Origin of the sequence: Parablautia muri (assembly GCF_009917485.1) — a bacterium.
In the GTDB taxonomy this organism is placed as follows: domain Bacteria; phylum Bacillota; class Clostridia; order Lachnospirales; family Lachnospiraceae; genus Suilimivivens; species Suilimivivens muri.
Genome location: NZ_QZDT01000154.1, coordinates 1 through 1601, shown reverse-complemented (window position 1 = coordinate 1601; position 1601 = coordinate 1). Strand labels below are relative to the sequence as shown.

Below are 1601 nucleotides of genomic sequence, written 5' to 3'. Positions count from 1 at the left end.
ACTCAAACTTCGCACATAGATTTTAGCTATGCACCTTGAAAACTCAATATCTGGCAATGATTCAATTATCAAAGAACAGCCTTTTGGTACACTATGCTGCTGCTAATTGGGATTGTAGCAGGGATGGTAAGGTGTTGATGAAAGTGTCAACCAGTTCATCTATCTTTTCATCAACAAAATCACAGTGTTCCTCTAAAAGTTTCCGGAACATTTGAAGCAGCATTTGAAATGCCTGCATCCATGTGATGTCAGACATTTCATCAGCAAAGTACACAAACAGTTCTCCAAGTGAGCGGCTGTCGTTTAATTCCCTGTTTTCGATGGACAGCATCATATACCTGGTAAAAACAACTGCCGTATGGGCGGTCATTGCATCAAAAGAAAGGCAATGGCATTCTTTACTGAGCCTGAGATAACTCTTGCAGACTTTGAAGAATACTTCGATATCCCAGCGTTTTCCATAAAGGCGAATGATTTCATCTTCACATAAGGATGTATCTGTTGTGATGAGGCAGAGGTATTCCTTGCGCTTATTCCGGTTGCGGACATATACAACCCTGGCCGGGATCGCTTCCCCGTTTTTAATGACTTCCACATCCACCGATAAGAGGTATCTGGAACATCCCCTGCGTTTTTTGTTTTTCTTGTAGATATCAATAAGGGAGAGTTCTTCTCCATTGTATCGTAAAAACATTTTCGGGGTTTTCTTAATCATTCCAATCACTTCATAGCCAAGATTTTTTACAGCATGAAGCGATTTGGGAGAAGAAAACCAGCTGTCAAAGAGGACATATTTTGCAGGAATCCCCACTGTTTTAGCGGCTTTCAGAAGTTCCAACATAGCTTCCGTCCCTTTGGTCATAGAAAGTTTGCGGCGCTTATAACCAACGGTTCTTTTATCGAGGCAGGCGGCTTCATTCACACGGTTTTTCTTATTATCCGTGGATAAAAGGATGCTGTTGACCGGAAGAAACGTACTTCCGTCAGTCCATCCCAGGGTTAGCATGCGGAACCCAAACTTATAGGCATGTTTTGCATGGTCGTAAGTTTTTGCAAGGAGTTCCACCTTCTTGGAGCGGTTTCTTTCAAACATAGAATCATCAATGCAGAGAACATTTTCCCTGTCTGCATTATTCAGTGGGACAACGGCATCCTTGATAATTCTTGATGCAAGTATCGTTGTAAACCTGATCCAGTTGATCTGTGTTGATTTCATAAAGCGGTATACCGTATCTTTAGCAAAAGCCGGAGTATTTCTTCCCGACAGCAGATTCATGTACATGCTTCTGTTTGAAAAGATCAGAAGAAACAGATACTGAAAAATCTGTATCACAGGTGTACCTTTCTTATGATAAGCGCCCGCCGTTTTCAGGGCAGACGTCACATGGAATCTGGCAAAAAATCTTTTGATCGTTTTAGAAATCTGGTTATCATTCTGGTTGTCTTGTGTTATACTGTTATTCATAGCATGAGCCTCCGTTGGTATGTTGTTTCTGAACAATTCAATTATACCAAAAATAGAGTGTTTCATGCTATTTTATTGCCAGTTTTTATTGAATTTTCAAGGTGCATAGGCACTTATTCAAGTGCGAAGTTTGAGT

Annotated in this window: 1 protein-coding gene; it reads right to left on the bottom strand. The window is 40.8% G+C overall.

All coding sequences use genetic code 11. The annotated features are described in order from the left end of the window. Window positions 1–91 precede the first annotated feature (91 nt). Window positions 92–1465 (bottom strand): IS4 family transposase, encoded by a 1374-nt coding sequence (locus D5281_RS24855; protein ID WP_160562523.1) that lies wholly within the window; start codon window positions 1463–1465, stop codon window positions 92–94. Window positions 1466–1601: the final 136 nt, after the last annotated feature.